25 protein-coding genes and 1 tRNA gene are annotated in these 24,168 nt (G+C 72.3%); 12 read left to right on the forward strand and 14 right to left on the reverse strand.

Annotated features, from left to right (window positions below; translation table 11 throughout):
* The first annotated feature begins 35 nt into the window (after positions 1-35).
* Complete coding sequence (locus tag LE181_RS02890; protein ID WP_225659285.1) at positions 36-1,046, forward strand: helix-turn-helix domain-containing protein; 1,011 nt, start codon at positions 36-38, stop codon at positions 1,044-1,046.
* Positions 1,047-1,051: 5 nt separating this feature from the next.
* On the opposite strand, the gene LE181_RS02895 is transcribed toward LE181_RS02890, so the two are convergent.
* The 4 genes from LE181_RS02895 to LE181_RS02910 form a co-directional block, all read right to left on the reverse strand.
* The gene (locus LE181_RS02895) at positions 1,052-1,387 is read right to left on the reverse strand and encodes an STAS domain-containing protein (RefSeq protein WP_225659286.1); all 336 of its coding nucleotides are present in this window, start codon (positions 1,385-1,387) and stop codon (positions 1,052-1,054) included.
* A gap of 97 nt (positions 1,388-1,484) precedes the next feature.
* A complete protein-coding gene (locus tag LE181_RS02900) occupies positions 1,485-1,808 on the reverse strand; it encodes a hypothetical protein (protein WP_225659287.1) in 324 nt (107 codons plus the stop codon).
* A 160-nt stretch (positions 1,809-1,968) separates the two neighbouring features.
* Positions 1,969-2,043: transfer RNA gene (locus LE181_RS02905), tRNA-Ala, on the reverse strand.
* A 61-nt stretch (positions 2,044-2,104) separates the two neighbouring features.
* Positions 2,105-2,557, reverse strand: a complete 453-nt coding sequence (locus tag LE181_RS02910) for a VOC family protein (protein WP_225659288.1) — start codon at positions 2,555-2,557, stop codon at positions 2,105-2,107.
* 21 nt (positions 2,558-2,578) lie between these two features.
* Here LE181_RS02910 and LE181_RS02915 point away from each other — a divergent pair, with 21 nt between their 5' ends.
* Entirely contained in the window at positions 2,579-3,181 is a 603-nt protein-coding gene (locus tag LE181_RS02915) for a CGNR zinc finger domain-containing protein (protein ID WP_225659289.1), read from the forward strand.
* Between the two features lie 9 nt (positions 3,182-3,190).
* Here LE181_RS02915 and LE181_RS02920 read toward each other — a convergent pair whose 3' ends face one another.
* Positions 3,191-4,072: a hypothetical protein gene (locus LE181_RS02920; RefSeq protein WP_225659290.1), complete on the reverse strand. Its 882-nt coding sequence runs from the start codon at positions 4,070-4,072 to the stop codon at positions 3,191-3,193.
* Between the two features lie 234 nt (positions 4,073-4,306).
* On the opposite strand from LE181_RS02920, the gene LE181_RS02925 reads away from it, so the two are divergent.
* Positions 4,307-5,155, forward strand: coding sequence for a DMT family transporter (locus LE181_RS02925; protein ID WP_225659291.1), 849 nt, complete (start codon positions 4,307-4,309; stop codon positions 5,153-5,155).
* A 68-nt stretch (positions 5,156-5,223) separates the two neighbouring features.
* Here the strand turns inward: LE181_RS02925 and LE181_RS02930 are convergent, their stop codons facing one another.
* The 4 genes from LE181_RS02930 to LE181_RS02945 all read right to left on the reverse strand — a co-directional run bounded on the left by LE181_RS02930 (position 5,224) and on the right by LE181_RS02945 (position 8,731).
* Positions 5,224-5,574, reverse strand: coding sequence for a hypothetical protein (locus LE181_RS02930; RefSeq protein WP_225659292.1), 351 nt, complete (start codon positions 5,572-5,574; stop codon positions 5,224-5,226).
* Between the two features lie 65 nt (positions 5,575-5,639).
* Positions 5,640-6,191: an SMI1/KNR4 family protein gene (locus LE181_RS02935; protein WP_225659293.1), complete on the reverse strand. Its 552-nt coding sequence runs from the start codon at positions 6,189-6,191 to the stop codon at positions 5,640-5,642.
* A 115-nt stretch (positions 6,192-6,306) separates the two neighbouring features.
* The gene (locus LE181_RS02940) at positions 6,307-7,026 is read right to left on the reverse strand and encodes a hypothetical protein (protein ID WP_225659294.1); all 720 of its coding nucleotides are present in this window, start codon (positions 7,024-7,026) and stop codon (positions 6,307-6,309) included.
* 109 nt (positions 7,027-7,135) lie between these two features.
* Positions 7,136-8,731, reverse strand: coding sequence for an amidase family protein (locus LE181_RS02945; RefSeq protein WP_225659295.1), 1,596 nt, complete (start codon positions 8,729-8,731; stop codon positions 7,136-7,138).
* Positions 8,732-8,868: 137 nt separating this feature from the next.
* Here LE181_RS02945 and LE181_RS02950 point away from each other — a divergent pair, with 137 nt between their 5' ends.
* The 4 genes from LE181_RS02950 to LE181_RS02965 all read left to right on the forward strand — a co-directional run bounded on the left by LE181_RS02950 (position 8,869) and on the right by LE181_RS02965 (position 15,110).
* Positions 8,869-9,081 (forward strand): ferredoxin, encoded by a 213-nt coding sequence (locus LE181_RS02950; protein WP_225659296.1) that lies wholly within the window; start codon positions 8,869-8,871, stop codon positions 9,079-9,081.
* Entirely contained in the window at positions 9,071-10,438 is a 1,368-nt protein-coding gene (locus LE181_RS02955) for an NAD(P)/FAD-dependent oxidoreductase (RefSeq protein ID WP_225659297.1), read from the forward strand. Before LE181_RS02950 ends, LE181_RS02955 begins: the two co-directional genes overlap by 11 nt.
* A 30-nt stretch (positions 10,439-10,468) precedes the next feature.
* Positions 10,469-11,683 carry a cytochrome P450 gene (locus LE181_RS02960; protein ID WP_225659298.1) on the forward strand — a complete coding sequence of 405 codons (1,215 nt, stop codon included), beginning with the start codon at positions 10,469-10,471 and terminating at the stop codon, positions 11,681-11,683.
* Between the two features lie 61 nt (positions 11,684-11,744).
* A complete protein-coding gene (locus LE181_RS02965) occupies positions 11,745-15,110 on the forward strand; it encodes a hypothetical protein (protein WP_225659299.1) in 3,366 nt (1,121 codons plus the stop codon).
* 159 nt (positions 15,111-15,269) lie between these two features.
* On the opposite strand, the gene LE181_RS02970 is transcribed toward LE181_RS02965, so the two are convergent.
* A complete protein-coding gene (locus LE181_RS02970) occupies positions 15,270-16,031 on the reverse strand; it encodes a class I SAM-dependent methyltransferase (protein WP_225659300.1) in 762 nt (253 codons plus the stop codon).
* Positions 16,032-16,099: 68 nt separating this feature from the next.
* Positions 16,100-16,381, reverse strand: a complete 282-nt coding sequence (locus LE181_RS02975; protein WP_225659301.1) for an NIPSNAP family protein — start codon at positions 16,379-16,381, stop codon at positions 16,100-16,102.
* 109 nt (positions 16,382-16,490) lie between these two features.
* On the opposite strand from LE181_RS02975, the gene LE181_RS02980 reads away from it, so the two are divergent.
* The 3 genes from LE181_RS02980 to LE181_RS02990 all read left to right on the forward strand — a co-directional run bounded on the left by LE181_RS02980 (position 16,491) and on the right by LE181_RS02990 (position 18,726).
* Entirely contained in the window at positions 16,491-17,039 is a 549-nt protein-coding gene (locus LE181_RS02980) for a TetR/AcrR family transcriptional regulator (RefSeq protein WP_225659302.1), read from the forward strand.
* A 167-nt stretch (positions 17,040-17,206) separates the two neighbouring features.
* Positions 17,207-17,839, forward strand: coding sequence for a hypothetical protein (locus LE181_RS02985; protein ID WP_225659303.1), 633 nt, complete (start codon positions 17,207-17,209; stop codon positions 17,837-17,839).
* Positions 17,840-18,060: 221 nt separating this feature from the next.
* Positions 18,061-18,726, forward strand: coding sequence for a hypothetical protein (locus LE181_RS02990; protein WP_225659304.1), 666 nt, complete (start codon positions 18,061-18,063; stop codon positions 18,724-18,726).
* Positions 18,727-18,840: 114 nt separating this feature from the next.
* On the opposite strand, the gene LE181_RS02995 is transcribed toward LE181_RS02990, so the two are convergent.
* The 3 genes from LE181_RS02995 to LE181_RS03005 all read right to left on the reverse strand — a co-directional run bounded on the left by LE181_RS02995 (position 18,841) and on the right by LE181_RS03005 (position 21,932).
* Entirely contained in the window at positions 18,841-20,562 is a 1,722-nt protein-coding gene (locus LE181_RS02995) for an acyl-CoA dehydrogenase family protein (protein WP_225659305.1), read from the reverse strand.
* Positions 20,563-20,682: 120 nt separating this feature from the next.
* The gene (locus LE181_RS03000) at positions 20,683-21,294 is read right to left on the reverse strand and encodes a PadR family transcriptional regulator (protein ID WP_225659306.1); all 612 of its coding nucleotides are present in this window, start codon (positions 21,292-21,294) and stop codon (positions 20,683-20,685) included.
* 89 nt (positions 21,295-21,383) lie between these two features.
* Positions 21,384-21,932: a hypothetical protein gene (locus LE181_RS03005; protein ID WP_225659307.1), complete on the reverse strand. Its 549-nt coding sequence runs from the start codon at positions 21,930-21,932 to the stop codon at positions 21,384-21,386.
* 226 nt (positions 21,933-22,158) lie between these two features.
* Here LE181_RS03005 and LE181_RS03010 point away from each other — a divergent pair, with 226 nt between their 5' ends.
* Positions 22,159-22,866 carry a hypothetical protein gene (locus tag LE181_RS03010; RefSeq protein WP_225659308.1) on the forward strand — a complete coding sequence of 236 codons (708 nt, stop codon included), beginning with the start codon at positions 22,159-22,161 and terminating at the stop codon, positions 22,864-22,866.
* An 80-nt stretch (positions 22,867-22,946) separates the two neighbouring features.
* On the forward strand, positions 22,947-24,101 hold the full coding sequence (locus LE181_RS03015; protein ID WP_225659309.1) for an SGNH/GDSL hydrolase family protein: 1,155 nt from the start codon (positions 22,947-22,949) through the stop codon (positions 24,099-24,101).
* The last annotated feature ends 67 nt before the right edge of the window (positions 24,102-24,168 follow it).

Below are 24,168 nucleotides of genomic sequence, written 5' to 3' on the forward strand. Positions count from 1 at the left end.
CACTGATTCGGGCATGAGTGAATCCTCGGGGGCGAGTGGTGGCGGAGCTGGTGTTCTCGGTGCGGGATCTGGCGCAGATGCGCTTCGCCGTCTCGCCCATGTGGGAGGTCGGGCCCAGCTTCCGGCTGCTGGGCTGCGGATCCGTGCATCCTGTGCACCGGCCCTGGACCGAGCAGGTACGGCCGCGGCTGGCGGCGGCCGGACTGGACCGGGGATGGCTGGCCGAGCTGATCCCGCCGTCGGGCTACGTCCCCGACTTCCTCAATCCGACGCCCTCCGGCCCGGCCCCCGGCCTGCCAGCCGAGCTGGACGGCATCATGGCCGCCCGCGCCGAGCGGGTACGCCACGACCTCGACCGTCTCCGGCACGAGCGGGGCGGGCGGCTCGGCCCCCGCTCGCAGGCCCTGTACGAGCGGCCGCGGGCGCGCCTGGCCACGGTCACGGAGGAGATCCAGCGCTACTGGGAGATCGCGCTCGCCCCGTACTGGGCGCGCATCCGGGCCGTGCTCGACGCCGACGTCTCCCATCGGGCCCGGCAGGTCGCCGAGGGGGGCACGGCCCGGCTCCTCAACGACCTGCACGCCTCGGTGCGCTGGGACGTGGACACGTTGCAGCTGCCTCGCCGCCCCAAGGCCCTCTCCCGGCACACGGCAGGCCAAGGGCTGCTGCTGATTCCCTCGGTCTTCACCGGACCGGGGCCGTTCACCCGGGTGGCGCCGCCGGAACCGCTCCACATCGCCTATCCCGCACGCGGCATCGGCTCCCTCTGGGAGCAGCGGTCCACCGCCGGGACCGCCGCCCTGGCCGCCGTACTCGGCCGGGCGCGAACCCTTCTGCTGACCGAGCTGGGGAATCCGGCCTCCACCACCGAACTGGCCCGTCGCACCGGGCTCTCCCCGGCCGGCGTCTCCCAGAACCTGACCGCCCTGCGCGACGCGGGCCTGGTCAGCGCCCACCGGACGGGACGCTCAGTGTTGTACGCCCGCACCTCGGTCGCGGAGTCCGTCCTCGACGCCGCCTGCCCGGGGGACGGTGGCGCCCCTTGATGAACCTAGGGCAGCCCCACGGCCGCCCCCGTGGCCTTGAGCAGCCGCTCGACCGCGGGCGCCACAGGTCCCGAGACGCTGAAACCGATCCCCTCGTCCCGGGCGTACTCGCTCGCGCTGAGCAGGGCGTTCAGGCCGGAGCAGTCGCAGAAGGAGACTCGGCTGAAATCCACGTCGACGCATTGAGCACCGCTTGCCACGGCGGACGCCAGCTCATCGCTCAGGCGGGACGAGGTCAGGTAGTCCACTTCGCCGGCCACCGGCACGGTCGTCCGGCCGTTCACCGTCGTGCTGGAGACGTGGAATCGCTCACCGGATGTCTTTTCCCGGTCACTGTGCATGGAAATCAGCCTCCCGCGCCCGTGACCGGGAGTCAAAGGCCGCAGCCGTCGGGCCGGACGTCCCGGCTCGGCCTGTCGTTCGGCCCCGGCGGTCCGCTCAGCCGAACATCACGCTGTGCGGAACGGCGGCTCCGAAGTTCACCGACGTGCCCGGCTGCATCACCAGGCGGGAGCCCTCACAGCCCTGTTCCGCGAACACCGTCGCCCTGGTGTTCGTGCGGTTGTTCGCGCTTCGCGCCCCGCTGACCAGGAGGAAGCATTCGCCGTTCTCCGGCGCGTGCAGAGTGAAGTCGTCGCCGTTCACATTGATGTAGGTGAAGTCGCCCGTGGCCGCCTGGGCACTGGTGGACATCCCGGTGAACAACGCGAGAGCGGCGCCGACGGCCACGGCCGGCCGCAGGGCGTTCTTCAGTGATGGCATGGCAGTTCTCCCCCCTTGGTGCCTGGGTGGTGGTCCACCCAGGCAGCACAAGGATGAGGCTCTCCGAACATGCCGTGAAGCGCCGGGAGGCGCCGTCACCCGAATGGGCTACCAAGCCGTGGTGGGCGCGCGCTGCGCACGCCGGTGACGGTGTGAAAGGGGCGGGGCGGCCGGATTCGAACCGGCGTCCTCCGAGATGCCATCGCGGCGCATTACCTCTGTGCTACGACCCCGCCTTGTTCATGATCGTAACCCAGGCGCGACAGCACAGGAAGCCGGGCCTCTCGGGGGCGGATCTACGCCACGCAGAACTCGTTGCCCTCCGGGTCCTGCATGACCCACCAGTGGCCGGCCGGCCCCTTGTTCACCTCGCGGACGCGGGTCGCCCCCAGCGCTTCCAGCCGGGCCACCAGCTCGTCGAGGCCGCCGCGCTCGCTGTGGACGTCCAGGTGCAGGCGGTTCTTGCCGGACTTGCCCTCGGGCACCTCCTGGAAGAGCAGCCGCCGGCCATGGCCGATGCCGCTGGTCCCGTCGTACGGGTCATCGGGATGACGGACGGCGGCGTAGCCGCGGAAGATCTTGCGGCCGTGGTGTTCGGTGACCGCCTCCGTGCCGATGTGCCCTGCGGCCAGCAACTGCTCGATGAGGGGGCTGGGGTCCTCCACCTCGTACTCCAGGGCCGCCGCCCAGAAGTCCGCGAGGGCGGGTGCGTTCGTGCTGTCGATGACCAGCTTCCAACTCAGTGCCATGTAACCAGTTATATTGGTTACATGGACTCGTCCGCAAGCAGAGGGCTGACACTGCGCTCCCATACCGGGGCCTCCTACCGGTTCGACCCGGGCGCACTGTGCCTGGAGTTGCTGACCACCGGCGGGCCCGGCCCCTACCAGCGCTACGAAGTGCTGCATCAGCCCGCCGACCTCGGCCTCTGGGCCGAGCGGTCGCGGCTGGCGCCGACGCCCGTACTGGAGATCACCGACGCCGAGGTGGCTGACGCGCGGCGGCTCCGCGACGCGCTGTTCCGGGCGGCCCTCGCCCACACCCGTGGCCAGGAGCCCGCGCAGGACGACCTGGACGTGATCAATCAGGCGGCCGCACGTCCCTCCTTGGTGCCCGCGATCGGGCCGGCGGGGCAGCGCCAATGGGCCGGCCCTTCCAGCGGCACGCACCTGCTGGCCACCGTCGCCCGGGATGCGGTGGAGCTGTTGACCGGCCCGTTCACACACCGCATCCGCACCTGCGCCGCCGAGGACTGTCACCTCGTCTACGTCGACACGTCACGCCCCGGCCGCCGCCGCTGGTGCTCCATGGAGCACTGCGGCAACCGCCACAAGGTCCGGGCGCTGCGCGCCCGCCACACCGGGGAAGGATGACCGAGGTCGTCAGTCCTTCACGCAGCTGACGACCGGGCCCTTGAGCATGCCACCGGTGTACGTTTCCTGGCCCTTGGGCAGCCAGTAGCCCATCTTCGAGATGATCGTCGAACAGCGCGCGCCCAGGTGCGCCACGACCTTCACCTTCACCGGATGTCCCGGTTGGATATTGACCAGAGCGCAGTCCAGGACGTGCGGTTGCCGCTGTGTGGAGGGGTACGCCTGGGTGAGGGGGTTCGAGCACTGGCGGTCGGCGGAGGAGAGCCGCACGCCCGTTCCTTCCTCGCCGATCAGGCCCAGGCGGGCGTTGCTGTCACCGCGCAGGTCCCGGCGCGTGACCGTGTAGGTCAGGGTCGTGGTGCGGCCGGGGCGGACGGTGGCCGGTGTGACGGTGATGGTGTGGACCGGGGCCGGCTTGGGCCAGGCCAGAGTGATCGTGCGTGTCCAGTGACCACGCGCGTCGAAGCCCCGCGCGGCCGATCGTGCGCGCATCGCGACCGTGACCCGGTACGTGCCGGGCCCGGGGTACTCCGTGCGGGTCCCCAGGCGGCCCGAGGCGACCTCACGGCCGCCGCGTGTCGTCATCCGGTACGTCCCGGAAGCATCGCACGCGAAGCGCTCGCACCGGGCCGGCGCCGACACGGTCAGGAACGCGTTGTCCAGCGACGCACACAGGTGCGTTCTCACCGAGTGCCCGCCCGGGCCGCTGACCACACCGCCGCGGACGCACCGCTGCTCCCCGGCCTCCGGTGCCGCAGCGGGAGCCACCGCCCCTGCTCCGGCCACCCGGGCTGCCGCCTCCGGGACCGCTGTCGCGGACGGCGGCCCCCACAACGGCGTGGCGATCAGCGCGGCGAGCACGAAGGTACGAGCAGATGTCTTCAAGGCCATCGCGAGCTCCCGGTTTCCGAGACGGGCGAAAACCACGGAACCACACATTCTCCGCGCGCAGGGCGACGGCCCTCGACGCCACGCCGTCCCACCAGCCGGACGCTCCCTGATCACGCCGGTGAGTCGGCCGCAGAGGCGTGGCCCGCGACGTGGTTGCGGGGCGGCCCGCGGTAGGGGCCGCTAACGTGGGCGGGCAGGAGCACGTGCACGGTCCGTCAGCTGCAGGGAGCGCCGATGAGCATGGTGCTCGCCGTGGTGTTCGCGGTCCTCACCTCGCTGAGCAATGGCTTGGCCACTGTCCTGCAGCGCAAGGCCGCCCGTACGACCCCGGAAGCCGATGCCCTGCACGCTCGGCTGATGCTCCGTCTGATGCGGCAGCCCGTGTGGTTCGCCGGCATCGCGGCAGTGATCTGCGCAGCCGTCTGCCAGGCCCTGGCCTTGAGGTGGGGGCCGCTGGCGCTCGTCCAGCCGGTCTTCGTCATCGAACTGCCCCTCGCGCTGCTGATCGGCAGCCTCGTCCTGCACCGGCGCCTGTCACCGCGCGGCTGGGGCGCCGTGGCCGCCGTCGCCGGTGGGGCCGGGCTCGCCCTGGCCGCCGCCGCGCCGTCCGGCGGCCGTGCCCCCCAGTCCGCCGCGCACTGGGCGGCGGCCCTGGCCTGTACCGGCCTGGCCGTGGCCGGCTGCGTGGCAGCCGCGGCGACGTGCCCGGCGGGCAAGGCCCGGGCCGCCCTGTTCGGTGCCGCGGCGGCCATCGCGTACGCGGTCACCGCCGCCCTGATGAAGACCGCCGTCATCCGGTTCGGCGAGCAGGGCGTGGTGGCCTTCTTCACGGCCTGGCAGACCTACGCGTTCGCCGCGGCCGGGGTCTGCGCGCTGTTCCTGCTGTCGAACGCCATGGCGGCCGGCCCCCTGGTCGCCTCCCAGCCCGCGCTCACGCTGGGCGACGCACTGGTCAGCCTGACCCTGGGCATCGTGCTCTACGCAGAAGACGTGCGGTCCGGCTGGTGGTTGCTGCCGGAGGCCGTGGGCGTGCTGCTGGTGCTGGCGGGGACGCTCGTACTGGCCGGGGTGCAGCAGGAATGACGGCGACGGGCCCGAGGGCCGGACTGGACGCGCTGCCGCGGTGCCGGCCCTCGACGGACCGGGCTGTCTCAGGTGCAGGCCGCTTCCAGGGCGTCGGCCCGACGGCGCAGGTCCGCAGCGATGTCGTCCCAGACGGGGCCGTGAAGGTAGAGGCTGTCGGCCGCCTCCCTCATCAGCGCCGGATCGTCGGGCCGCTGCAGGAGCAGCAGCCGGTAGGCGAGGTTGCGGACCCACAGCGGGAGTCGGCTCTCGACCATGTGCGGGCCGAGCTCCCGCAACATGGACAGGATGGAGTCCGCATCGGCGAAGGTCAGTTCCTCGACGAAGTAGTGCTCCTTGTGCTCTCGGCTGCACGCGGGAGCGGGTACGAAGTCATCGCCGTACAGACATCGGGCGTGTTCGGACAAGGTCGTGTGCATGATCTTGAGCCTACGATGCCGCGAACATGCAGGCAGCCACCCCCTGGGCCTGCATCAGGAGGTCTTTACGGGCCGTCCAGCCAGTCGGTGTACCAAGCGCGGAAACCGGGGCTCACCGGAACGCAGCCTCCCCAGTCCGGGTCGAACTGCCAGATCTCCCCTGCCCGCGGGCCGTTCAGGATCAGCCGGATGAAGATTCCGCAGCCCCGTTCGGCGAGCATGAGCGTGCCCCGGGACAGGGTGTCCGCCCGTGCGCCCATCCGGCCGGGCAGGGGTTCGGCGAGCGGGAACGGCGCGCTCAGCCGGCCCGGCTGCCGGTCTTCCTCCCACGCGTCGTCCACGGCCCACTCCTCGCCGGCCTGCGGGCGGGGGACGGTCAGCGGCATCACACCGTGGCAGGGGCCGGCCGGGCCGTTGCCCACCGTCGCGACGAAGGACCGGTACTCCGCAGGGAGCTCGATGCCGTGGGTTTCCTCGAACGCCCGGATCTCCGCCCCGGGCAGCGGCGGCGTCAGCTGGTACCGGTGCGTTTCCGCCCCGAAGCACGCCCGCTCCGGATCGCGGGCCGCCTTCTCCCGCACCCCTGCGCGCACGCCCTCCACGTCCCAGCTCTCCACCCGGCGACCGTAACAGCACCACGCGGGACACGACGGGGGCGGCGGTACGGTACGGCCCGTACCGCCGCCCGAGCCGACAGCACCGGGTGGACCAGCGTGTTCTCAGGTGTGGCGGTCAGGAGTCGTGCAGCCAGACGCGGAGCGGGCCGAGCACGGAGAAGCCGGCGGCGCGCGCGTGCGCGAGATCGTCGCCGTGTTCGTAGCCCACCTGGGGAAGGCCGGGGAAATGGGCTGCGGCAGCCGTGATCGCCGAGGTCCAGGCGGCTGCGGGGTCGCTGTCGTCGGTGGTGAAGAGGTTGGAGAGGCCCACCACCCCCGAGCCGCGGTTCAGGACGACGCCCCCGCAGAGGTCTTCGCCCCGGTGAAAGGCGAGGACCAGCACGGACGGGTCGTCGAGCAGCGCCGGCCGGAAGACGTCCGGGCTTCCGTCACCGCCGTTCCAGGCTGTCTGCCAGGCGTACAGCTGAGCGGCCGTGGTGACCGGCTGGGTGCGCAGAACCGGCGTGGCCCTGGTTGGGGTTCCTGCCGGGCGGTGGATCCACTGGGCGGTGAAGAGCTCGACGAAGCCGTCCGCGGTGAGGTCGAGCGCGGCGAAGCTGTCCTTGATCGAACACCCGGGTGTCGCCGTGTCGACCTCGGGCAGGAAGTCGGCCGGCACCGCGTCGGGGTGCACGGTGACGGCGTCGGGGTAGTACGGCGGCGTGCGGCGGGCACTGTGCCAGGCCGTCTCACCGAGGGTGTTCGGTATGCCGTGGGACCGGCAGACGGAAGCGCACCACTCGGCGTTGTTCCGAGCGGCGGCGGCACGGACGGATGTCGTCTCGGTTGGGGTCACCCGGGGAGACTGGCACTGCTCCGGGCCGGGTGCACACCCTTTTCTCCCCCCGTCGAGGGGACCGGGGGCCGGCCGGTGTCCGTTGCCCGGTCCCCGTACGGGATCCTGCTCACATGCCCGGCCCCGCCGACGGCAGGTAGCGCGGGGCTCGCCAGGCGCCCAGCCTGTGTTCCACTGCGGCCCCCAGCGCCAGGAGCCGGGCGTCCTGGTGGTCACCGGCCATGAGGAGCACGCCGACGGGCAGTTCGTTCACGAAGCCGGCGGGTACGGAAAGCGACGGGTAGCCGGCCACGGCTGCGGGCGTGGAGGAGGGGATCACGTCGTTGTCGCCGCGCGCGCAGTCGGTCGTCCAGGCGGGCGGGTTCGTGGGCGAGGCGATGGCGTCCAGGTGGTGGGCGGCCATCGTCTCGTCCAGTGAGCGCCGGGAAAGGCTCTTCAGCTCGGCGCGCATCGCCCGGTATGCGGGGCTGGTGGTGGGGGGTGCGGTCAGGGCCTGCTCGAACAGTTCCTGACCGGCGAAGCACGTGCGTTCCGCCGGGTGGGTGCGGTTGAACTCGACCAGTCCGGTGAGGGTGCGGGGCCCGTCACGGGTGGCGAGGTAGGCGTTGATGTCCCGGTGGAATTCGCTCAGCAGCGTCGGGTATTCGAGTTCGGCGAGCCGGGCCTGGTAGGGAGGGGTCACCTCGACGACCTCGGCTCCCGCGCTGCGCAGCCTTTCCGCCGTGCGGGTCATGAGGGCGTCGACCTGCGGCCCGAGTGAAGGCAGCCGCCACAGGCCGATCCGTCGGCCGCGCAGGCCGGGTGCCGGCCGGTCCGCGAGGCCGGGGGAGCTCGTGGGGCGCAGGGTGTCGTCGCCGCTCAGCACCGCCAGGGTGATCGCTGCATCGGTCACGTTGCGGGCCATGGGGCCTGCGGTGTCCTGCTCGGCGGAGATGGGCACGACCCCCGCGCCGCTGACGAGTCCGCGGCTGGGTTTGTGTCCGACCACCCCGTTCATCCCGGCCGGGCACACGATGGAGCCGTCGGTCTCGGTGCCGATCGCCACCTGTGCCAAGGACGCGGCCATCGCGGCGGCCGACCCGGAGGAGGACCCGCAGGGGTTGCGGTCCAGTACGTACGGGTTGTTGGTCTGCCCGCCCACGGCGGACCATCCCGATGTCGGCTTCGCGGCACGGAAGTTCGCCCACTCCGACAGGTTCGTCTTGCCCAGGATCACGGCCCCCGCCTCCCGCAGGCGGGTCACCAGGGTGGCGTCGGCCCCGGGCGGGCGTCCGGCCAGGGCCAGCGAACCGGCGGTGGTCGGCATGTCGCGGGTGTTCACGTTGTCCTTGAGCAGCACCGGTATGCCGTCGAGCGGACCACGGGTCGTGCCGTGCCGGTGCCTTGCGTCGCTGGCGGCCGCCTGGCGCAAGGCCGTCGGGTCGGTGCGCAGGACCGCGTGGATCTTGGGGTCGACGGCCTGGATCCGCCGCAGGTAGGCGGTGGTCAGCGCGGACGCGGTCAGCGAACCGTCGGCCATGCGGGCCTGCAGTTGCGGGATCGTCGTCGTGTCGAGGTCCACTCCGCGTAAGGCCGGGGCGGCTGACGGCGGCCCGCCGTCCGTGCCGGGTTCGGTGGCCTGTGCACGCGACCCCGGCACGCCCGTCACGAGAGACCCCGCCGCCGCCAGAGCGGCCATCAGTGCTGCAGTTCTCCTCTTCCTCATGAGCATCAGCGCACTACATGGCGGGCGGCGGGCGCAAGAGTGCCGTTCCCCCCTCGGCTGGAGCAGCATGTGCGGTGCCCGTGTCCGATCTGGGGTACTAAGAGGGTGAGCACCCGATGAGTGAAGGAGCGCCCGGGATGAGGGTTGTGGTCGACCTCAACCGTTGTCAGGGCTACGCGCAGTGTGCGTTTCTCGCTCCCCGGGTGTTCGAGTTGCACGGCGACGAGGCCCTGTTGTACACCCCGGCCGTGCCCGCCGAGCAGCACGAGCGGGTGCGCCGGGCTGCGGCCGCCTGCCCGGTGCAGGCGATCGTCGTCGGCGAGCAGGCGGGTGCGGCCGGTGTCCGGTGACCTGCGCGACGGGCGGATCGTCATCGTCGGCGCCTCCCTGGCCGGCCTGCGGGCCGCCGAAGCGCTGCGCGACGAGGGTTTCACCGGCTCCCTGACGCTCGTCGGGGACGAGCCCGACCTGCCCTACGACCGTCCGCCGCTGTCGAAGCAGGTGCTGCTCGGGCGGGCGAGGGCCGAGGAGTGCGGGCTGCCGGCGCGCCGCGCGCTGCAGGCGCAGTGGCGGCTGGGGGTGCGTGCCGCCGGCGTGGACACGGCCGGCAAGCGGGTGCTGCTAGCCGACGGCGATCAGGTGCCGTACGACCGGCTGCTGATCGCCACGGGGACCCGGGCCCGGCCCTGGCCGGACGCCGGGGAGGCGGGGCTGGACGGGGTGTTCACGGTGCGCACGGTCGGGGACGCGAGCCGCCTCGCCGAGCGGCTCGACGCCGGTCCCCGCCGGGTGCTGGTGATCGGCGCGGGCTTCACCGGCTCCGAGATCGCGTCCGCCTGCCGGGAGCGCGGCCTGGAGGTGACCGTCGCCGAGCGCGGCCGGGCGCCGCTGATCGGCGCGCTGGGCGGCACCGTGGGGGCGTGGGCGACGAAGTTGCAGCTCGCGCACGGCGTCGACCTGCGGTGCGGGGTGACGGTGACCGCCCTGCAGGGCGAGAACGGCCGTCTGACCGGCGCGGAGTTCTCCGACGGCAGCCGGATCGACGTCGACGTGGCCGTGGTCGCCCTGGGGGCGGTCCGCAACACCGAATGGCTGGCCGACTCTGGGCTCGCCGCCGGGCCCCGGGGCGTGGCCTGCGACGCGGGGTGCCGGGTGTTCGACATGTACGGCATCGTCTCCGACGACGTCTTCGTCGCCGGAGACGTGGCCCGCTTCCCGCACCCGCTCTTCGAATACCAGCTGATCGCCCTGGAGCACTGGGCCAACGCCGTCGCCCAGGCCGAGGTCGCCGCGCACAACATGGTCAGCCCCGGTCCGCGCAGACGCCCCCACCTGTCGGTGCCGGCGTTCTGGTCCAGCCAGTTCGGCCTCAACATCAAGTCCGTCGGCGTGCCGACCTTCTCCGACCAGGTCGTCATCGCCCAAGGCGCCCCGGAGGAACGCCGTCTGGTCGCGGTCTACGGCTACCGTGGCCGCGTCACGGCCGCGGTGGCGGTCAACCGGGCCAAATGGCTTGAGCACTATCAGCGGCTGATCGAGACCGCCGCCCCGTTCCCGCCCGGGCCGGGCGCGGCCGATTTCGTCGACGGCAGCGAGCCCGTCCCCTCCGACGTGCCGGACCCGAGGGTGCTCTCGCACGGCCCGACCGTCGCCCTCACCGGCCACCTGCCCGACCGGCGCCTGACCCTGCTGCGTCCCGGGGGCTGACCGCCCGCCGCCCCGCTAGGAGCCCCGCCCATGTCCTCGGAGACCCTCTTCCGGCGCATCACGGAATACCGTCACCGCCCCGATCCCTATCCCCTGTACGCGGAGCTGCGGGAAGCCGGCGGCGTGGCGCGCCAGGAGAGCGGGGCGTACCTGGTGGGCACCTACCACGAGATCAACGCCTTGCTCCACGATCCGCGCGTCAGCTCGGACCTGCGCAACCGCACCGAACCCGACCCGGGTCTCCTGGTGCCGGAGGGGCTTCCGCCGGCCTTCATCGGCATCGACGACCCCGAGCACGACAGGCTCCGGCGCCTGACCATGCGGCAGTTCGGGCCGCCCTGTTCTCCCGGCCGCGTCGACGCCCTGTACGAGGAGATGGAAGGCATCGCCGAGGAACTGGCGGACGGCCTGGCGGGCAGGGATCACGTCGACCTCGTCGACGACTTCGCCTTCCCCCTGCCCGTCACCGTCGTCTGCCGGCTGCTCGGCGTGCCGCAGGAGGACGTGCAGAAGCTGCACGCCTGGGCGGACACCGTCGTCGCGAGCCTGGACTTCGCCCCCGGGGAGGATCCCGGGCCGCGACGGCGCGCCGCCCAGGAGGCACGCATGACCATGGGCACCTACCTGGGCGAACTCGCCGGGCAACGGCGCGGCAGTCCGGCCGGCGACATGCTCTCCGGCCTCGTCAACGACGACGGTCCGGAGGGACGTCTCACCGACCTGGAACTCATGGTCACCACCGTCCTGCTGCTGATCGCCGGGCACGAGACCACCGTCAACCTCATCACCAACGGCATGCTCACCCTCCTCCGCCACCCCGGGGAGCTCGAACGGCTGCGGGCCCACCCGGAGCTGATGCCCGGCGCGGTCGAGGAGCTCCTGCGCTACGAGCCCCCCGTGCAGATGCTGCCCCAGCGCACTGCGCTGGCCGACATCGAGATCGCCGGAGTGACCATCCCCCGGGGCGTGCCGCTGATCCTGGTCCTCGCCTCGGGCAACCGCGACCCGCTGCGCTTCCCCGAGGCCGACCGCTTCGATCCCACCCGGAGCGACAACCAGCACTTCGGCTTCGGCAGCGGCATCCACAACTGCTTCGGCGCACCGCTGGCCCGTCTGGAGACGCAGATCGCGCTCAGCACGTTGCTGCGCCGGCTCGACAGCCCGCGGCTGCTGGAGGACCTGCCCGAATACCGCAACAGCCCCGTCCTGCGCGGCCCCCGCCACCTGCCCGTCGCCCTGACGTAGCGGGGCCCCTGCGAGAGAAACGGCCTGGACCTGGGCGAACGTCCTCCCCCACAATCGCCGCATGATCGAAAGCACCGCCCCCGCGCTCGTCGACGCGCTCCTCGTCACCCTCGACCCGCTGCCCTTCCCGCAGCGCGTGCGCCACATCGCCCGGTGGGCCCGGGAGCGCCGGGCCGGTGGGGAGCTGGGGGCGGTGCTGGCCGAGCTGTCGGAGCGGGGCGGGTACGAGCAGGGCATCGCGGCCTCGGCCGCGGGCGCCGGCCGTGACGTCGTCTGGCTGCAGAACCGGCTGACCGACCCCGATCCGGCCGTCCGGGTCCACGCCGTCGCCGCCGTCCGCGACGGGCTCATTTCCGACGCCGCCGTCACGGCAGCGCTGGACGACGCGCCTCTGGCGATCCGCCGTCAGATCGTCCGGGCGGTCGTCGCGGGGCGGCGCACCGCCCTCGCGGACGCGCTCGTCCGGCCGGTCCGCGAGCGCTGGGGCGACGCCGAGGCGGCGAAGCTGCTGCCGGCCTGCAGGCCCGCCACCGTCGAGGAGCTGCTCCCCGTCCTCTTCCACACCGCCGTCCCCTGGGGCAAGCTCGCCGCACACCACTCCCCCGCCGTCCTCGACGAGGCCGAGCGCCGGCTCGCGGCACTGTCCGAGGACCACCGGCGGAGGTGGTGGCAGGCGTACGGGTCCATCGTGGCGGCCACCATCGAGGCACAGCCCCTGCGGGTGCTCGACCTGCTGGAGCGGCTGTGCCCGGGCGCCCTGCCCGAACCCGTCCACCGGCGGCTCGGCCGGCTGGCCGCCGCCGACCCGGGCGGCACCCTCCGGCTCCTCGTGGCGCCGGGGCGCGAGGACGGGGACCTCCACCGCCTGAAGCCGTCCGTGCTGCGTGTACTCGTCCGTCACCGGCCGCCCGGCTTCGACGCGTTCGGGCGGGCCATGGGCCGTGACGAGCGTGCTCTCGTACGGCTGTTGAAGGCGATGGCGCCGTCACGGCGCGCCGAGTTCTACGACGTCGCGATGAACGGGCGGAGCATGGGCCATGCCGCCCTGTCGCACGGCATCCTCGATGTGCTGCCCCGGGCCCGGCGCGAGGCCGAGGCCCGGCGCATGGCCGGGCAGGCCCGCGAGTACGGCGGCAGCCGGCAGAGCGTCCTGTCGGCCATGGCCTACCTGCCGGTGGCGGAGGCCCGTCCTGAACTACTGGCCGCGACCCGCCGTTCGGAGCCCACGGAGCGGGCCTACGCCTACAAGCTGCTGGTGCGCAACGCGGCCCTCGCCCGCGACCCGGCCGCCCTCACGGAACTGCTCGCGGGGCTGGACCGGCTGCGCAACGAGCAGCAGCCGGTGCGCTCCGCCTTCCTGGCCGCGCTCGCCGACGTCCGGCCCACCCTGTTCGCCCAGGAAGCGGCTCCCCACCTGGAGCGCCTCACGACCGACACCGTCGAGGCACGTGACTTCTCCTGGCCCGAGAGCCACGCCCTGCGCACCCTGGCCCGCGGGGTGCTGCGTGAGCAAACCGACGCGGGGGACGACGAACTGACGGGCTGGGCGCTCCGCACGGTGGCGCGGCTGCAGGGTGCCGCCCCCTCGCGCGAGGACCTGCGTCCGGGCCAGGAGCACGACGTGTTCGCCGCGCTGCGCCCCTCCCTCGAAGCCGCCGCCGACAGGGCCGACTTCACGGAGACGCTGCGGCTCGCCGCCACGCTCCGGGAGCTCGGCCACGGCATACCGGGGCTGCAGGCCCTGCTGCGGCGCGCGATCGAGCACGGCACCCCCGACGACGGACGTCGAGCCGTCGATCACTGGCTCGACGACCCCCGGACCCGGGACGACCGCCTGACCGAGCTGCTCGCGCTGGAACCGTCCGCCGCCACGTTGTCCCGCGTGCAGTGGATGCTCGTGTGCCGCCGCACCGACCTGCTGGACACCGTGCTGGGCGACACCCCTCCGTACGGACGGTTCCTGATCGAGGGCAGCCACGTGCTGCCGCCGGTCTGCCGGGACGCGAGGTACTGGCTGCCGCGCCAGCAGGCCGCGGCAGTACGGCTGCTGGAGCGAGCGGCGGGGGACGACAACCTCACGATGCACGAGCGCGTGCAGGCGGTGCGGATGGCCGCGTGGCTACCGGGACACGGCACCGGACTGCTGCTGCGCTACGCCGACGACGGCAACGTGCCGCTCGCCGAGGCCGCCCTCGCGGCCCTCGCCCGGACGGAGGGCCCGGGGCGCCACCTGCGGCTGCTCCTCTCCCACGCCGGCGGGGACCGGGCGCGCGTCGCCGTCCCCGCGGCGTCCCGCGCGAGCCGGTTCGTCGCGCCGTCCGCCCTGGCCGGGGAGCTGAGGGGGCTCCTGACCTCGACCAGCGGGGTGAAGGTGACCAGCCGCAAGGAGGCCGCGCGGCTCGCCGCCACCGCACTGCCCGCGCCGCAGGCGGTGGCGCTCCTCACCGAGGCGTGCACGCGCCCGGGTCAGCACCACGACGTGCAGGCCGCGTGTGTGGCGTTCACCAAGGGCCTGCTCGCGCACGAAGAGGCGTGGGGGCTGCTGGAGACCGCCGCGGCCGGCCGGCGCGAGCTGCGGATGACCGTTCTGGCGAGCCGGCCGGGCGATCTGCCCGAGCGTCACCGGCGGCGTTACGCGGCGCTCGTACGGGCCGTGTGCGACACCGACGACCCCGAGGTGGCGCGCGACGCCTACGCGGCGCTCGGGACGTGGTCGCCCTGGGCGCCGGACGCCACGGAAATCCTGGAGGCCGCCGTCACCGACCTGGACAACCGGGCGAGCTGGCACCACGCCGCCGACGCGCTGTGCGACGTCGTCGCGCTGGCACCCTCCGGCACGCCGGACCCCGCCCCGCTCACCCGGACGCTCACCGCCCTGATCGCTGCCGACGCCCTGCCCGGCGCCCCCGACGCGGAGCCCGACCGCGACCGGCCCGCGCACCGGCGCCTCCGGCGTCTGACCCTCGGTCTGGCGGCAAGGAGCACACGGCATCCCCGGGCCGTGCGGGAAACGGCGCTCGCCGTCTCCGAAGTCCTCGGCGATTCGGGGGACTACGGCCCCGAGGCGGCCGAACTGCTGGTCCGTACGCTCGATCCGGACGCGGCACCGGACGGACTGACGTCCCAGCTTGAGCGCCTCGCCCGGTTCCACGAGGGCCGGCCGGCGCTCGCGGCCCGCACGGCCGGCTCGCTCGTCCAGCGCCTGGGAACACGCCACGGCAGCGACGGGGCGCTCGCCCACGCTGCCCGCTCCCTGACCGCCGACGGGGGCCACGCCGCCGGGCTGTTCGCGGTCGCCCTCACCACGGTGGGCGGCGGCCGTACCAACTGGTCGGCCGCCTGGCGCGAACAGCTGCGGGTCCTGCGCCGGCACGCCTGCGCGGACGTACGCGACGAGGCCCGCGCCACGACCACCGCCGAGGAGTGAGCGCCCCCTGAGCGGCGTCGTGGGCGGCCGGGGCTCGACGACGCCCCGGCCCGCCCCGCGGGTGCGCTGCCGGCCCAGGGTGTGCGGGCGGCGGGCCGGGGCATCACCATCGAGCCGACCCGCACGGCTCCGCCCCGTCGCTGTGGTGCCGAGACTGCGTCAGGTGCGCTTGCGTGCCTCGATCAGGAACCGTGCGGTATGGGCGACGAACGGCCCTTCGTTCTCGATCCGGTCGTGGAGCTGCCGGAGCCGGTCCGCGTAGTGGTCGACGGTGAATCCGGGCACCATCCAGATCACCTTCCGCAGGAAGTAGATGACCGCGCCGATGTCGAAGAACTCCGTGCGCAGGAATTCCGAGCGCAGGTCCACGACCTCCAGGCCGGCTGCCTCGGCCGCCCGGCGGGCGTCGTCCGGATGCCGCTTGCGACGGACCTCCTCGGGCTGCGGGCCGAGGAAGTACTCGACCAGCTCGAAGACGCTGGCCGGTCCGACCTGTTGCGAGAAGTACGTGCCGCCCGGCCGGAGCACCCGGGCGATCTCCTCCCACCACACCGTCACCGGGTGCCGGCTCACCACGAGGTCGAAGGCCCCGGCGGCGAACGGCAGCGGCGGCTCGTCCTCGTCCTGGACGACCACGGCGCCGAGCGGGTGCAGCGCGCGGGTGGCCTTGGCGACGTTCGGCGGCCAGGACTCCGTGGCCACCACCAGCGGTGGAAGCTTCGGCACGCCCGCCAGGACCTCCCCGCCGCCGGTCTGGATGTCCAGCGCGGCCGAGGCGCGGCCCATCCGCTCGCCCATCATGCGCTGATAGCCCCACGAGGGGCGCTGCTCGGTGGCCCTTCCCGCCAGCCAGGAGAAGTCCCAGCCCTCCACCGGGACCGTTTCCGCCTCGGCCACCAGGTCCTCAAACGTTCGCGCCATACGCGGATCGTCTCAGGCCGGGCCGTACGCCGGCGACCGGATATCGTCGCCCCGGCGCGTCCGGCGGGTCAGGGGGCCGTCAGCCGGTGAATCTCGCGAGGGCGCGTTTCGCGGTCGTCGAAGACGATGTCCGCTCCTGCCGTCGCCATCACGGTGGCCAGCGCCGCGTCGAGGGCTTCCGCGGAATCCATGTGCACGGTCGACGCCACCGCCTCGTCCGTCACCCAGCAGTCGGCCGAAAGGCAGCCCGGCGTCCGCCGGAATATCTCGGCGACCCGCCGGACGCGCGCGATGAATTCCTCGCGGTGGGAAGCGTGCGGATAGTGGAACGCCACGAGGCAGGTTTTCATGCCGCTCTCCCCTTCGGACGAACCATCGGCAGGTCCTAGCCATCTATACGATACCGTATAGATCTCACCGTCGATCTCAGGCCGCAACACGAACGGGGTACCAAGAGTCATGGGCGCCGAGACCCGCACACCTCGCAGCAAGTGGATCGAGGCGGGCCTGCAGGCTCTCGCCGACGGCGGCCCGGGCGCGGTCCGCATCGAGGCGCTGGCGAAATCGCTCGGTGTCACCAAGGGCGGCTTCTACGGCTTCTTCGCCGACCGGAACACCCTGCTGCAGGAGATGCTCGACACCTGGGAACGCGAGAGCGTGGACGACCTGCTCGCACGCGTCGAGCGCGAGGGCGGTGACGCCGAGGACAAAATGGCGAGAGCGGGCACACTGGCCTCCGACGAGCGGTTGCTGGCCATCGACCTGGCGGTCCGTGACTGGGCCCGGCGCGACCGGGTCGTCGCCGACCGGCTGCGGCGGGTCGACAACCGGCGCATGGACTACCTGCGCTCGCTCTTCCGTGGGCTGTACGCCGACGAGGGCGAGGTCGAGGCGCGCTGCATGCTCGCCTTCTCGCTGCTGATCGGCAATCACTTCCTGGCCGCCGACCACGGCACCCGCACCCGTGAAGAGGTGTACGCGCTCGCGGTCAGGCTGCTCAGGACCTGAGGGAGCGGGACGCGACGTGTTCGAGGTGTCCGGCGAACACCCTGTGCGCGTCGGGCGTGAGAGCAGAAGAACGAAGCCCGGTGAACGCGCCCCCGGCGGAGGCAGCTCGCCGCCGGGGCGCGATAAACACGTGGGTGTTTCCCTTATACCCGCCATATGATGATCACATGAACCTCAAGCGGATCGCGGCATATGTGGCTGCCGCCACGATGGCCCCTGCCCTGTTTCTCGCCACACCGGCAGTCGCCGCCGACACCGCGCCGACGGGTGCGACCTCCCTGGCCGCCGCCGAACCCGTCCTGGCCTTCAAGGACTTCCCGACCTCTTTCACGCCGGGCGGCGACTGGTCGAATTTCTCGATAACCATGGAGAACCGCACCGGGCAGACGCTGACCGACTTCCACGCCTCGCTCCTGTTCCAGGAGGGCTACAGCACGAAGGAGGACATCAAGCAGGGCGACGTCGAGCTGGAGTACTACGCGGGCGGCCGCTGGCACCCGGTGGACCTCTGGTTCGGCACCCACCGGTTCAGCGGCGAAGTGTGCCCCCAGGCCGACCCGGTCGGCGGCCCGAACTCCTGGTACTTGAACTGCCCTGCGAAGATCGGCGACCTCAAGCCGGGCGACACCTACGCTCTCGACCTGCGCGTGCGCTTCGCGTCGAGCGCGCCCGCAGCCAAGTACATGCTGACGGCTTCCGGTTACATTCCCGTGGGCAGCACGGACAAGTACCCCCTGCCCGTCCTCACCGACCGGTACCGATTCACGGTCCAGCCCGCGCAGGCAGCCGCGAAGCCCTGAGCCGCGGCCGGTGAAGCGCCGTCAGGGCGGGGCCGCCGGGCGGCCCCGCCCGCCCGTCCGCCACAGGAATCCCGTTCCGCCACACGGGTGAGAGAGAGTGGGTGAATGCCGTAAAGGTGACGCACCATAGTTAACCCGTCACCCTTCCCATGGTCGGCAGTTAAGTCGAGGTGAAAGTACGCCGGTCATACGTGCACCGGCGCCGACTGGAGGGGAATCCTGTGAGCTTCGTTCAGCGGATCGCTGCCGCCGCCACGCTCGTCGTCACCACGCTCGGGTTCGGCTGCGGAAGCGCCTCGGCCGCTTCGGGCCATGGCGACGGCGTCACGAACATCTACTGCAACAACCCGTACAACGCCAGCCTGGTCGACGCCTCCGGCGGAACCGCGGTGGTGAAGCAGGCCCAGGATCTGCTGGGCGTCGGCGTGGGCGGTGACGGGACGGGCGGTACCGGCGCCGGGGGCAGCGGTTCGGGTGGCAACGCCTCCAGCGGCGACGGCAGCGGCGGCGGTGCCGGGGCCGGCGGTGGCGGCAGCGTCTTCGGTGGGGGCAGCCCCGACGCCGAAGGCGGCAACGGCACCAGCGGTCCCGCCGCGGGCGGACCCGGTGCGGGCGGTGTCGGCGCAGGCGGCCCGGGCAGTGGTGGCTCGGGCGCGAGCAGCGGCGCTCAGCACCAGGGAGCCACTGCCAACGGTGGCAAGGGCGGCAGCGCTGACCTCTCCAACGTCCAGCAGGCCAACCAGAACCGTTGCGGACAGAGCACGGACGCCGAGGTCAGCACCACGGTCGACAAGAGCACCGCGATCGACAACAGCCGGTCGGTCGACAAGTCGGTCAGGACGAGCAAGCTGCGGTACGACCTCGCCGGCCGTCCGCGACAGCACTGAGCACGGATGACGGGCCGATAGCCGGGACCCGTCCCCGAGCCCGTGGGGTCTTCCACCGTGCGCAACGCGCCGGTGGAAGACCCCACAGCCGTGTACGCCCTGTCGCCGGGGCCGTTACGGGGCCATCTCGTACGCCCCGGACAGTGCCTCGACGCGCTCCCACACGCGCGTCGAGCGGGCCTCGTCGACGACCGGGCGCCGGACCGCGCCGAGCGCCCAGCTCTGCTGCTCCTCGGTGGCGGAGTCCTTGCCGTGCAGCTCGACGGCGTGGGCGGAGAAGTCGCGGACGAGGACGGCGAAGAGCTCGTCGAGCACGTCCTCCTCGGTCCCGGTCAGGGCGGACTGCTCCAGGATCAGCTGGCCGTGGACGACCAGGGCGAAGAGCTGGCCGACGGCCAGGAGCAGGTCGAGGTCGCGGCTCTGCTCCTCGCCGGGGGCGGCCGTGGTGACGAACGTGCACAGGGCGTCCGCCTGCTCCCGGAAGCGGGCGACGTTCGGCAGGTGGGCGTAGGCGTCGTAGGCGCCGCGCCAGTCGTGGAAGCGGATGGAGCCGAGGCCCCGGGCCGGTCCCTGCCGGAAGAGGAACTCGTCGTCGGCCGCGTCGAGGCGGGTCGGCACGGGCGCGTACTCGGCGGGGTTCAGCAGGTGGTTGCCCATGAACTTGAGGATCAGCGCGAGGTTGACGTGGACCGTGCCCTCCAGCTTCGGCAGGCCGCGGATCTCGGTGGCGGCCTGGGCGAAGTAGGTGTCCTTCTCGAAGCCCTTGGCCGCGATGACGTCCCACATGAGGTCGATGACCTTCTCGCCCTCGGTGGTCACCTTCATCTTCGTCATGGGGTTGAAGAGGAGGTAGCGGCGGTCGTCGGGCCCGGCGGAGCGGAAGTAGTCGACGGCGCGGTCGCTGAACAGCTTCATGCCGACGAGACGGACGTAGGCGTCGGTCAGCTCGCGGCGCACGTGCGGGAAGGCGGTGACGGGGCGGCCGTAGAGGATGCGGTTGTGCGCGTGGGTGACGGCCTCGTACATCGCGTGCTCGCAGATGCCGATCGCGCCGGTGCACAGGTTGAACTTGCCGACGTTGACGGTGTTCAGGGCGGCGTCGAAGGCGGCGCGGCCGGTGTGCAGGATGTCCTCGGGCGCGACCGGGTAGTCGTCGAGGCGGAATTCGCTGACGTACTTCGAGGAGTCGACCACGTTCTTCACGAGGTGGTACGCCTCGTGGCGGCTGTCGGCGGCGAAGAACACGTAGCCGTCGGGGCCCTCGACGTCGGTGCGGCGGCCGAAGACGGAGACGAGGCCGGCGGCGTTGCCGTTGCCGATGTAGTACTTGGATCCGGTGGCGCGGAAGCCGCCGTCGCCGGTGGGCTCCAGCAGCATGTCGGTCGAGTAGATGTCGGCGCCGTGGGTCTTCTCCGACAGGCCGAAGGCGAACACCTCGCCCTGGGAGAGCAGCTCGGCCGCACGGGCGCGGGCGGCGGCGTTGTCGCTCTGCCAGACCGGGCCGAGGCCGAGGATGGTGACCTGCCATGCGTACCAGTAGTCGAGCCCGTAGAAGCCGAATATCTCGTTGAGGGCGGCGATGCGGGCGGTGTCCCAGCGCTTGTCCCCGGCTCCGTCGGCGGCCGCCGCGGGGGTCAGGAACGTCGCGAACAGGCCCTCCTTGGCGGAGAATTCCAGGAAGTCCGCCAGCCAGGCGCGGGAGCGGTAGTCCTCGATCAGCTTGCGCTTGCCGCGGGTCTCGAACCAGTCGACGGTGGCGCGCAGCAGCCTGCGGGTCTCGGCGTCGAAGTGCGCCGGGTCGTAGGTGCGCGGGTTGAAGAGAAGCGGGTCGGCCATGACTGTCCGCCTTTCCGGCTCGGAGTCGGGGGGTGAACGGGGTTCGGTGGTCAGGGGGATGCGGGGGGCGCGCCGGCCGCTCCTGGTGCGGGAGGGCGGCGGGCGTCCCGCTTCCGGGGGTCAGCGCTCGGGGTGCCCGGGACGTTCGGGGCGCTCGGCGGCCCGCGGCCGCCCGGCCTGTGCCTCACGGATCCGGTGGAGGGTGGCGAGCACGTCGTCGAGCCAGGCGAGCGTCATCCGCTCGTACGCGATGCCGCCGCGCAGCACGACGTGCTGCAGCTCCTGCATGGTGTCGAGCGCCTCGGGGGCGTCGGGGCCGGTGAAGTCGCGCAGCTCGCCGGCGAGGTAGTGCGCCAGCCGTTCGGAGTGTGTCCGGTGGTACCGCTCGACCTGGCGCATCAGCTCGGACGGGTCGTCGAAGGCGGCGCCCCGGATCTTGACTGCGAGGTCGTGCCGGACGCTCTCCGGTTCGATCGGCTCGTGCAGCCACTGTGAGAGGGCGGCCTGGCCCGGGGCGGCAACGGAATAGTGCTTTTTGTCCGGTCTGCCCTGCTGCGGCACCTCACGGGCCTCGACCCAGCCGTCGCTCTCCATGCGCTTGAGAACGCGGTAGATCTGCTGGTGGGTAGCGGTCCAGAAGTACCCGATGGACCGGTCGAACCGCCGGGCCAGCTCGTATCCGGAGCCCGGCTTCTCCAGCAGAGAGACGAGGATCGCGTGCTCAAGCGCCATATGCCGGATCCTCTATGCAACTCGTTGCATAGACAAGCGGTCCCGCCCGGGTGAGACGCGGGTCACGTCGGCGGGCGACCCGGACACGGTCAGGAAAGGTGCTTCCGCGCGGTGACGTAGCGGAACGGCGCGCTGACCCCGGCGCTGTGGTGGCCGGCGGCCGCGAGGGCCAGCGTCAGACGCTTGCGCGGTTTGAGGTCCAGGCCGGCGGTGGCGTGCAGCGCCCCGAGCGCGAATTCGTCCCCGCACCCCACGGCCGCGTATCCGTCGGCCGGCTCGGCTATCTGGTAGTCGTCGTAGACGGTGAACAGCCGGCCCTGTATGCCCACGAGGAACGTCCCGGCCTGCTCCTGCTCGGAGTCCTTGCGCGCCCAGCCGCCCTCCGTCAGGCACGTGCGCAGCCTGTCGACGAAGACGGTGGTCATGAACCGGTCCAGGTCGCCCTTCGGCTTGGGCGCCTTGAACGCGTGGTGCAGCAGCTGCCCCATGCGGAAGCTGGTGGTGAAGCCCATGGCGTAGGGGCCGTTCCGGAAGATCTTCGGATCACGGCGGACGGTGACTCTGAGGCCGCAGACGCCTGCCGAGTCCCCGCCCAGGTGCACCCGCCCGTCGTGGACGAGCCCGACGATCACGGTCATGGTCGCCTCCTCCGCTGTACCACCCTCTCGATACTGCGCACGGGGAAACGGGCGGAAACCGGCCCAGGGCGGGAAGTGGCGGCCGGGCGAGTCGCCCGGTTGGGCAGTGCCGCGTGGCGGAGGTGCCGTGAGGGGCCCACGATGACGGAGGGCGTGGGTGGGTGGCGAACGCGGCCGTACCGACGTCGGGGGCTGTCCCGCTGCCCGGAACCGAAGGAGTTCGGACATGTCCCCACGTCGGCGCCACGTCGCCGTCTTCATAGCCGCCGCCGCCGCGACGGCCGGCGCCGGTCTGTGGGCCGCGGCTGCCGTGGGTGCGATACCCCACGTGCTGCCGGTCCCCGAGGTGACCTTGAGCCACGCCAGTGCGGACCTGTGCCTGACCGATGCCGCGGCCGGGGCGCTGCAGGCCAATGGTCTGTCCCTCATCGCCCAGGCACCCGCCGTCGTCATCGGCAAGGGTGGCAGGCAGTGCGTGCGCGTTCCCACCAAGGACGGTCGCCTGGCGACGGATTTCAGCACGGGCACCGTCACGTTCGACGGGGCGTTCGGCTTCGCCAGGCCGTCGACGGGCAAACGGGTGCTGCTGAGCGACCTGACGGCCGATCTCACCAGCCGCAACATCGCCGGCAGCGCGGCTCCCGGTCCGGCGTCCGGGCCGCCGCCCGGCCTGGCAGAGCCGAAGGAGCTGCTGAGCTTCACCCTCGATCTCGCGAAGGCGAAGGTCGATCTGTCCCACGGCACCATGTCGGGGGCCGGCACGATCAACCTGCTCGGCGCCACGCACAGCATCGTCAAGGACGCCCTGGGCGCCGATCCCCTGCCCGGGCCGGTTCCGGTCTTCGACGTCACGGTCGGCGGTTCCGTGGACGATTCCGTGGTCGATGCCCTTCTTCAGTCGCAGTCACAGCGCGGGCACGTCCCGCCGGGGTAGACGAACGCCGCCGCAGAAAGGTCCGGCACCCGCCCCGGGCCACGGGAACAAGATCCAGCCACCCGCTGTTCGAAACGATCATGACAACGACCTCCCAGTGGGTAGCAGGATTCCGCTCCGCCGTCATCAGCCCCTACGAGACCTACCGGCTCTTTCCGTCAAGGAGCTTCACCGACCAGACCGTACGGCAGGTCCTGCGCCTGAACGGTGGCGGCGAAGCCGTCCGCATACGCCTGAGCAACAGGTTCGGGAAGGAGCCGCTGACCGTCGGGGCCGCGCGGCTGGCGCGGCGCACCGAGGGGCACGGCATCGACCCGGAGACGTCCGTCGCGCTCACCTTCGGTGGGGAGCACGGGTTCACCCTCGCGGCCGGCGAGGAGGCCGTGAGCGATCCGGTGGTGGGCGAGGTGTCCGCCGGTGACGCGCTCGCCCTCAGCCTCTACTTCCCCCACGACACGGGACTCGCGACCTTCTCCGTGATCGCCTCGGAGACCGGCTTCGCCGTCCCGGGCGACGCGACCGCGGCCACCGCCCTGGACGGTGCCGAAGAGCTGCCGCTGTCCCGGTACTTCGTCTCCGGCGTCGACGTCCTCGCTCCCGAGGGCACGGCGATCGCCGTGGCCTTCGGCGACTCGTGGATGGAGGGGGCCGGCACCACCCCCGGGGCCGACGCCCGTTTCCCCGACCAGCTCAACCGCCGCCTGGAGCGCGGCTGGGTGGTCAACCAGGGCATTTCCGGGAACCGGCTGCTGACCGACGAGATCGGCGAGCACGCCCTCGCGCGGCTGCAGCGCGATGCCGTCGACGTGCCCGGCGTCACCCACGTCCTGCTCAACTTCGGTCTCAACGACCTCGGCAGCCCCGGTTCCATCGACCCGGCCGCCCCGCAGCCGCTGCCCACGGTCGAGCAGCTCGTCGACGGCTACACCGAGCTGGCCCGCAGGCTGCACGAGGCCGGCCTCACCGTCATCGCCCACACGATCGGCCCCTACGCGGGAACGATCTTCGAGGGTTACGACTCCGAGGAGGGCCGGGCCGTCCGCCGCAAGGTCAACGAGTGGATCCGCACGGCCGACGTCTTCGACGCCGTGACGGACGTCGCGGCGGCCGTCGAGGACCCGGCCGACCCGGAGCGGATCCTCCCGGCGTACGACAGCGGCGACCACCTGCACCTCAACGACGCGGGGACGAAGGCGATGGCCGCGGCGGTCGATCTGTCGAACCTGAAGCTCTGATGCCAGTCACGCCGCCCGGCCCCCCGGCCTGGCCGGGCGGGCCGGGCGGCGCCCACGCGGGGTGCGC

Origin of the sequence: Streptomyces sichuanensis (genome assembly GCF_020328095.1) — a bacterium.
GTDB lineage: Bacteria > Actinomycetota > Actinomycetes > Streptomycetales > Streptomycetaceae > Streptomyces > Streptomyces cinnamoneus.

Coding starts and splice junctions, on each gene's coding strand:
- LE181_RS02910 (WP_225659288.1), bottom strand. CDS start 2,557: ATGGCACTGAGTTGGAAGCTGGTCATCGACAGCACGAACGCACCCGCC.
- LE181_RS02925 (WP_225659291.1), top strand. CDS start 4,307: ATGAGCATGGTGCTCGCCGTGGTGTTCGCGGTCCTCACCTCGCTGAGC.
- LE181_RS02970 (WP_225659300.1), bottom strand. CDS start 16,031: ATGGCGCGAACGTTTGAGGACCTGGTGGCCGAGGCGGAAACGGTCCCG.
- LE181_RS02985 (WP_225659303.1), top strand. CDS start 17,207: ATGAACCTCAAGCGGATCGCGGCATATGTGGCTGCCGCCACGATGGCC.
- LE181_RS02915 (WP_225659289.1), top strand. CDS start 2,579: ATGGACTCGTCCGCAAGCAGAGGGCTGACACTGCGCTCCCATACCGGG.
- LE181_RS02965 (WP_225659299.1), top strand. CDS start 11,745: ATGATCGAAAGCACCGCCCCCGCGCTCGTCGACGCGCTCCTCGTCACC.
- LE181_RS02960 (WP_225659298.1), top strand. CDS start 10,469: ATGTCCTCGGAGACCCTCTTCCGGCGCATCACGGAATACCGTCACCGC.
- LE181_RS03005 (WP_225659307.1), bottom strand. CDS start 21,932: ATGACCGTGATCGTCGGGCTCGTCCACGACGGGCGGGTGCACCTGGGC.
- LE181_RS02945 (WP_225659295.1), bottom strand. CDS start 8,731: ATGAGGAAGAGGAGAACTGCAGCACTGATGGCCGCTCTGGCGGCGGCG.
- LE181_RS02895 (WP_225659286.1), bottom strand. CDS start 1,387: ATGCACAGTGACCGGGAAAAGACATCCGGTGAGCGATTCCACGTCTCC.
- LE181_RS03010 (WP_225659308.1), top strand. CDS start 22,159: ATGTCCCCACGTCGGCGCCACGTCGCCGTCTTCATAGCCGCCGCCGCC.
- LE181_RS02900 (WP_225659287.1), bottom strand. CDS start 1,808: ATGCCATCACTGAAGAACGCCCTGCGGCCGGCCGTGGCCGTCGGCGCC.
- LE181_RS02930 (WP_225659292.1), bottom strand. CDS start 5,574: ATGCACACGACCTTGTCCGAACACGCCCGATGTCTGTACGGCGATGAC.
- LE181_RS02950 (WP_225659296.1), top strand. CDS start 8,869: ATGAGGGTTGTGGTCGACCTCAACCGTTGTCAGGGCTACGCGCAGTGT.
- LE181_RS02995 (WP_225659305.1), bottom strand. CDS start 20,562: ATGGCCGACCCGCTTCTCTTCAACCCGCGCACCTACGACCCGGCGCAC.
- LE181_RS03015 (WP_225659309.1), top strand. CDS start 22,947: ATGACAACGACCTCCCAGTGGGTAGCAGGATTCCGCTCCGCCGTCATC.
- LE181_RS02975 (WP_225659301.1), bottom strand. CDS start 16,381: ATGAAAACCTGCCTCGTGGCGTTCCACTATCCGCACGCTTCCCACCGC.
- LE181_RS03000 (WP_225659306.1), bottom strand. CDS start 21,294: ATGGCGCTTGAGCACGCGATCCTCGTCTCTCTGCTGGAGAAGCCGGGC.
- LE181_RS02920 (WP_225659290.1), bottom strand. CDS start 4,072: ATGGCCTTGAAGACATCTGCTCGTACCTTCGTGCTCGCCGCGCTGATC.
- LE181_RS02980 (WP_225659302.1), top strand. CDS start 16,491: ATGGGCGCCGAGACCCGCACACCTCGCAGCAAGTGGATCGAGGCGGGC.